This is a genomic window from Citrobacter sp., from assembly GCF_050252275.1.
Taxonomy (GTDB): domain Bacteria; phylum Pseudomonadota; class Gammaproteobacteria; order Enterobacterales; family Enterobacteriaceae; genus Citrobacter_A; species Citrobacter_A amalonaticus.
This window is the reverse complement of record NZ_JBFWLF010000243.1, coordinates 1-7,013: the sequence shown is the minus strand read 5'-3', so window position 1 is coordinate 7,013 and position 7,013 is coordinate 1. Positions and strand designations below refer to the sequence as shown.

The window sequence follows — 7,013 nt, the reverse complement described above, 5'->3', positions numbered from 1 at the left end:
GATCGTGACGCCGATTTAGTTCATCATTATCACTAAATTGACGTCACGACCGTATATCACGCCAACCAGTCCCGCATAGAAAGCCGCTGCGTCGCCATTCACTCCGGACACTACTGATTGGTTGACCCACTCATAACAAAGAATAACTAAGATAGCATCCCACGCGCAGCAGCAATCACCCCCTGTCCCAGCGACAGTCCACCGTCACCGGCTGGTAACTGCTGCGGGAACAGCAGCGTGAAATCCGCCAGATAATAAGCCAGGCGAGCCGACAGTAACCGGTTGTGCATCACCCCACCGCTGAACACCAGCGTGTTGATACCGCGTGCCGTGGCCTGCTCGCGCATCATCGCGGCAAACCCTTGTGCCAGCACATCGTGGAAAGCCCATGCGCGTTCAGCGGGCGTTGCCTGCCAGTTCAGCCACTGCGACCAGAAGGTTGCCAGATCCAGTTGATTCCCCGTCAAGGGAAGCGTGACCGGATGTTTAACCCCCACGCATTGCGACGCCAGCGCCTCCAGTGTGCAGGCTGCTTCCCCTTCATAACTGAGCGATTCTGGCGCGCAGTTCAGCGCTGCGGCAACCGCATCGAACAGACGCCCGCAGGACGAGGCCAGCGGTGCGTTAATCCCACGCTCAATCGCTCGCGCCAGCACGTTCCAGTTCTGTCGCTGTAGGTATTGCGTTTCCGGATAGCGCTGCCAGTCAGGCACAAAGCGCAGACACTGCGCTAACAGGTTACGCCAGGGCTGCTTCGCGGCGAGATCGCCACCGGCAAGCGCCACGGCGGGCAATCCACCAAGATGTTCACACTCACGGTAGTTCACCCGCAGACACTCTCCTCCCCACAGCGCGCCCGCGTCACCCATTCCAATGCCGTCCAGCGTCAGGGCGATAACATCGCCACCGTCCAGCGGCCACCCATGCTCGGCAAGGCACGCCGCGGCATGGGCATGATGATGCAACACAATCTCTGTCGGCAGGTTCATTTTGCTCGCCCATTGGCTGGAAACGTAGCCCGGATGAGCATCATGAACGATGCGTTGCGGCGTGAAATCATAGATGTTCTGAATTAGCCGCAGTGCCTCACGCCACTGATTCTGAATCCCGTCATCGCTGAGATCGCCAAGATGCTGGCTGATCACCGCCTGCTCACCGCGCACCAGGCAGAAGGTGTTTTTCAGATCCGCCCCCAGACAGAGTATCGGTGGTATATGATGAAATCCCGGCGGCAACGCCAGCGCGTCCGGGACATATCCCCGCGAGCGACGCAGCATTTCACCGCTTTCACGTACGACGGAATCGTCCATGCGCTGCACGATGTCGCGATTGTGTAACAGGAAACCCTCGGCAATATCCTGCAAATCCTCAAGTGCTTGTTCGTTGCTGATGGCCGGCGGTTTACCGCTAAGATTGCCGGAGGTCATTACAAGCGGGCGCTTCAGCGCCTGAAGCAACAGGTGCTGAAGTGGATTGGCGGGCAACATCACGCCAACCTCCGCAAGCCCTGGGGCAATACCGTCACACAGCGAGGAAACATGTTGCTTATCCACCAGCACAATCGGGGCGGCGGGCGTTTTCAGCAGTCGGGTTGCCGTATCCGGCAGGCCCGACGCATCCGGCAGCATGACTGCCAGCGGTTTTGCCGGACGGCGCTTACGCGCACGAAGCCGCGCCACGGCATCGCTGTTTCGCGCATCGCAGGCCAGATGAAACCCGCCGATCCCCTTAACGGCAACAATACCTCCGGTCTGTAGCATTTCAACCGCAGCCTGTAATGCCGCCTCTTTTTCCGCATGGTGTCCGCCACTCAGCCAGCGCAGATGCGGACCACACGCCGGGCACGCCACCGGCTGGGCGTGAAAACGTCGGTCACAGGGATCGCGATACTCGCTGTCGCATTGCGGGCAGAGCGGAAATGACGCCATCACAGTAAACGGACGATCGTAGGGCATCGCCCGGATAATGGTAAAACGCGGGCCGCAATGGGTGCAGTTGATAAATGGATAGCGATAACGCCGCTCTCCGGGCGTATTCATTTCGGCAAGACATTCCGGGCACGTCGCGGCATCGGGCACAATCTGGGTGTTCATCGTGCCGCCCGCACTCTGGCGAATGCTGAACTCCGTGGGCGGCTGCGCCCAGCGAAAAGGCTCACTTTCTACGCTGTCGATACGCGCCAATGGCGGACAATGGGCATGCAGTTCACGGATAAACAGCGCGGGATCTTCCAGCAATCGAACCACCACGCCATCGCCATCATTACAGACGTCGCCATGCAACTGAAGCTGCTGCGCCAGTTGCCAGACGAAAGGACGAAAGCCGACGCCCTGAACTTTGCCGCGAATACGGAGCTGTATGCCAGAGGGGGTATTTGTTGCCATTGAGTCATTCTCGCCATCATCATTCCCGGAAAGGTATTTTACGAAAATTTCCGGGAATTCCCTTGATGCCAGCGCGTTTCCTGAGTGATTTTTGCGGCAGGAATCAGAAAAGCAAAGAAGCGGAAGAATCCAGCGCCGCACGACGACGCTTTTCCGCGCTGAGTTGCTCGAGCTTATTACGGTCAACGCAAATCAGGGCATGCGTCGGACAGGCTTCCATACAGGCTGGACCGGCATCGCGGTGATAACAGAGATCGCACTTGTTAGCTTCCGCTTTTTCTGCCCGTACGTTCAGGCCCGCACCGCTATTACGCACAATCGGACGCACCACGACTTCCATTGCACCATATGGACAGGCCACCACGCAGGTTTTGCAGCCAATGCAACGTTCCTGCATGACATGAACAAAACCTTTATCACGGCTGATGGCACCGTTCGGACAGACGTTCGCACACGGCGCGTCCTCGCACTGGCGGCACAGCGTCGCCGTCGAGACATTCACACCTTTGATTACATGAATACGGGGTAAAAAGGTTTCAGGGGTCAGTGACGCGCAGTCCTGGTTTTCCTGATGGGAGACCACGCAGGCCACTTCACAGGTACGGCAACCAATGCACTTATTGGCGTCTGCAATGATGAAACGGTTCATCAAATTCTCCAGCAATGACAGATAATGTGCCGGAACATTCACAAATCATGCCAGTTTTTATCTTGCTGTAATTTAACGATATTTAAAAACAGAGGGTGACCGTTATGGTGTCATCGTCACGAATGACGATGACGGGTGACAATGTTACTGCGCCGCCATCGACATAACGGAATCTCGGCGAATCAACGTGCCGGTGAAGCTTTTCGGTGGCGTAAACGCCCCGCCGTCCAGCATGAAAATGAGTCGGCCAATGGTCTCCTGAATCATCTCCGTCACCGGAATTTTGACGCTGGAAAGCGCCGGTATGGTGTAGGGCGCCATCGCGATATCGTCAAAACCAATCACCGACACCTGCGATGGCACGGCGACCCCTTTGTCATGCAACTGTTTGATGGCCCCAATCGCCATGTCGTCATTGCTGGCCACCAGCGCGCTGAACGTCACGTCGCGAGAAAGCAGCACGTCCACCCCTGCGGCACCGCAGGCCGGCGTCCATTTGCCTTTGACGATCAGGTCGTCATTAACGGCGATACCATGTCGGGTCAGTGCCTCTTTGTACCCCGACAGGCGTTCAACCCCGGTGGGTGAGTCCATCGAACCGGTGATAAAGGCAATCTGCTGATGGCCTGCGCTAATCAGTTCCGCCACGGCGTTAAAACTGGTCTGCTTTTGATCGCACCAGACGCAGTGGCTACTGTTTTTCCGTAACCGGCGGTTAAGCACCATAATCGGCTGCGAGTGGCTGTCGATTATTTTATCGATCTCATCCACGCTGAGAAAACGCGGGTAGATCATGATCGCGTCGCAGCGCAAATCCAGCAGATACTGGATCGCCTGGCGTTCCTCCTCCGCGCTGTGTTTTCCATCGGCAAGCAGAAGCTGACGCCCCTGATCTTCCGCCATCCGCGCGGTATGAAACAGCAATTCGCTAAAATAGACGCCGTGGTAGAGGGTGTTAGTCACCACCAGCCCCAGCGTCTGACTGGTTTTCGCCGCAAGGCTACGCGCCAGCAGGTTAGGCCGATAGCCGCTCTCTTCAATTGCCTGAAATACACGATCCTTCGTCTCCTGGCTGACGTAGCCATTCCCTGAAAGCACCCTGGAGACCGTCGCCTTCGACACCCCGGCCCGCTGCGCTACCTCCAGCATCGTCGTCATAAGTTTTCTTCCTTTTCTCGCAATGAGATGCAGTGTACTTCACTGCCGCGTGGTTGTCCCCGATGCTAAATCACACCAGAAAACCGTGAGTGACATGAATCACATTTCACAAAAATGGATAAAATTAAATATTGCCCAACTCTAATAAACTATTCATGATTTTGTGGAACCGGTTTCTCATCAGCGTTTCATCACCGACGATCGCTCAGGCGAATGTGCGGCAAAAATAAAACGTACCCTACTGATAAAACAGGATAAAAATCCTATGTCCAAGAATTATGCAGCGCTGGCGCGCTCCGTGGTGACGGCTCTGGGCGGCGTCGACAATATCACCGCAGTGACACACTGCATGACGCGTCTGCGTTTCGTTGTGAAAGATGACACGCTGGTCGACAGTGCCACGCTCAAAACCCTCAGCGGTGTACTCGGCGTCGTTCGCAGCGACAACCAGTGCCAGGTGATTATCGGCAATACCGTCTCCCAGGCGTATCGTGAGGTCGTCAACCTGTTGCCGGGCGATATGCAACCCGCCGAGCCCATTGGCAAACCCAAGCTGACGCTCAGACGCATTGGCGCGGGGATCCTTGATGCGCTAATCGGTACCATGTCGCCGCTGATCCCGGCGATTATCGGCGGATCGATGCTCAAACTGTTGGCAATGATCCTTGAAATGACCGGCGTGCTGGAAAAAGGCTCCTCCACGTTAACGATCCTGACCGTGATCGGCGATGGCGCCTTCTTCTTCCTGCCGTTAATGGTGGCGGCCTCGGCGGCGATTAAATTTAAAACCAACATGTCGCTGGCGATCGCCATTGCCGGGGTGCTGGTGCATCCAAGCTTTATCGACCTGATGGCGAAAGCGGCACAGGGTGAGCACGTTGAATTCGCCCTGATCCCGGTCACCGCGGTGAAATACACCTATACGGTTATTCCGGCGCTGGTGATGACCTGGTGTCTGTCGTACATCGAACGCTGGGTGGATCGCATTACGCCCGCGGTCACCAAAAACTTCCTCAAGCCTATGCTGATCGTGCTAATCGCCGCGCCGCTGGCCATCGTCCTGATTGGGCCGATTGGCATCTGGATTGGTAGCGCGATATCCGCGCTGGTCTATACCATTCACGGTTATCTCGGCTGGCTGTCTGTTGCCATCATGGGCGCGCTGTGGCCGCTATTGGTAATGACCGGGATGCACCGTGTCTTTACGCCAACCATCATTCAGACCATTGCCGAAACGGGTAAAGAAGGGATGGTCATGCCGTCCGAAATTGGCGCCAACCTGTCGCTCGGCGGTTCCTCGCTGGCGGTAGCCTGGAAAACGAAAAACCCGGAACTGCGCCAGACTGCGCTGGCAGCGGCGGCCTCGGCCATCATGGCCGGAATTTCGGAACCCGCGCTTTACGGTGTGGCGGTGCGCCTGAAACGTCCACTGATTGCCAGCCTGATCAGCGGCTTTATCTGTGGCGCGGTCGCCGGGATGGCTGGACTCGCCAGCCACTCGATGGCGGCGCCGGGCCTGTTTACCAGCGTTCAGTTCTTCGATCCGGCGAATCCCATGACTATTGTTTGGGTATTTGGCGTCATGGCGCTGGCGGTGGTGTTGTCATTTGTCCTGACGCTGCTGCTGGGCTTTGAAGATATCCCCGTCGAAGACGCGGCCGCACAGGCACGAAAAAACCAGGCTGCACAACCGTCTACGGTTAAAGGTGCCAGCGTCTGACTGTTATTCACTGAGGTTATTATGGCTGTATTTCCGCAAGGATTTTTATGGGGCGGCGCACTGGCCGCCAACCAGGCTGAAGGCGCATACCGGGAGGGCGGCAAAGGGCTGACCACTGTCGATATGATCCCGCACGGCGAGCATCGCATGCCGGTCAAACTGGGACAGGAGAAACGTTTCCAGCTGCGGAATGATGAATTTTATCCCAGCCATCAGGCGATCGATTTTTACCATCGCTATAAGGACGATATCGCCCTGATGGCGGAAATGGGCTTCACCGTCTTTCGCACCTCGATTGCCTGGAGCCGTATTTATCCCAACGGCGACGAACTGACGCCTAACGAGGAAGGCATTGCCTTCTATCGCGCGGTGTTTGCCGAGTGCAAAAAGTACGGTATTGAACCGCTGGTTACACTGTGCCACTTCGACGTGCCCATGCACCTGGTTACCGAATACGGCTCCTGGCGTAATCGCAAGATGGTGGAGTTTTTCACCCGCTATGCGCGTACCTGTTTTGACGCCTTTGACGGTCTGGTGAAATACTGGCTGACCTTCAATGAAATCAACATCATGCTGCACAGCCCTTTCTCCGGCGCGGGGTTGGTGTTTGAAGAGGGGGAAAATCAGGATCAGGTGAAATATCAGGCCGCGCACCATGAGCTGATTGCCAGCGCGCTGGCGACGAAAATTGCCCATGAGATCAACCCGCAGAACCAGGTGGGCTGCATGCTGGCGGGCGGTAATTTTTATCCGTACTCCTGCAAACCGGAAGATGTCTGGACAGCGCTGGAAAAAGATCGTGAAAACCTGTTCTTCATTGACGTACAGGCGCGCGGCGCGTATCCAGCTTACTCTGCCCGTGTGTTTCGTGAAAAAGGTGTGGTGATTGAGAAAGCCCCGGTAGATGATGCAATCCTGAAAAACACCGTCGATTTTGTCTCTTTCAGCTATTACACGTCGCGCTGCGCGTCGGCTGAGATGAACACAAAGAACAGCAGTGCCGCGAACGTGGTGTAGTCAATGCGCAACCCGTACATCCAGGTCAGCGACTGGGGCTGGGGGATCGACCCGCTTGGACTGCGCAACACGATGAATATGATGT

Annotated in this window: 4 protein-coding genes and 1 pseudogene; 2 read left to right on the top strand and 3 right to left on the bottom strand. The window is 56.3% G+C overall.

Annotated features, from left to right (window positions below; genetic code table 11):
- Positions 1 to 146 precede the first annotated feature (146 nt).
- The 3 genes from hypF to AB7E14_RS17955 all read right to left on the bottom strand — a co-directional run bounded on the left by hypF (position 147) and on the right by AB7E14_RS17955 (position 4,191).
- Positions 147 to 2,384, bottom strand: coding sequence for a carbamoyltransferase HypF (gene hypF, locus AB7E14_RS17965; protein ID WP_316962014.1), 2,238 nt, complete (start codon positions 2,382 to 2,384; stop codon positions 147 to 149).
- 103 nt (positions 2,385 to 2,487) lie between these two features.
- Positions 2,488 to 3,033 carry an electron transport protein HydN gene (gene hydN / locus AB7E14_RS17960; RefSeq protein ID WP_044266623.1) on the bottom strand — a complete coding sequence of 182 codons (546 nt, stop codon included), beginning with the start codon at positions 3,031 to 3,033 and terminating at the stop codon, positions 2,488 to 2,490.
- Between the two features lie 144 nt (positions 3,034 to 3,177).
- Positions 3,178 to 4,191, bottom strand: coding sequence for a LacI family DNA-binding transcriptional regulator (locus AB7E14_RS17955; RefSeq protein WP_109739422.1), 1,014 nt, complete (start codon positions 4,189 to 4,191; stop codon positions 3,178 to 3,180).
- 265 nt (positions 4,192 to 4,456) lie between these two features.
- Here AB7E14_RS17955 and ascF point away from each other — a divergent pair, with 265 nt between their 5' ends.
- Positions 4,457 to 5,911, top strand: a complete 1,455-nt coding sequence (gene ascF, locus AB7E14_RS17950) for a PTS cellobiose/arbutin/salicin transporter subunit IIBC (RefSeq protein ID WP_042999597.1) — start codon at positions 4,457 to 4,459, stop codon at positions 5,909 to 5,911.
- 21 nt (positions 5,912 to 5,932) lie between these two features.
- Positions 5,933 to 7,013 (top strand): annotated as a pseudogene (gene ascB, locus AB7E14_RS17945) (6-phospho-beta-glucosidase); the annotation flags it as partial.

Coding starts and splice junctions, on each gene's coding strand:
- hypF (WP_316962014.1), bottom strand. CDS start 2,384: ATGGCAACAAATACCCCCTCTGGCATACAGCTCCGTATTCGCGGCAAA.
- hydN (WP_044266623.1), bottom strand. CDS start 3,033: ATGAACCGTTTCATCATTGCAGACGCCAATAAGTGCATTGGTTGCCGT.
- AB7E14_RS17955 (WP_109739422.1), bottom strand. CDS start 4,191: ATGACGACGATGCTGGAGGTAGCGCAGCGGGCCGGGGTGTCGAAGGCG.
- ascF (WP_042999597.1), top strand. CDS start 4,457: ATGTCCAAGAATTATGCAGCGCTGGCGCGCTCCGTGGTGACGGCTCTG.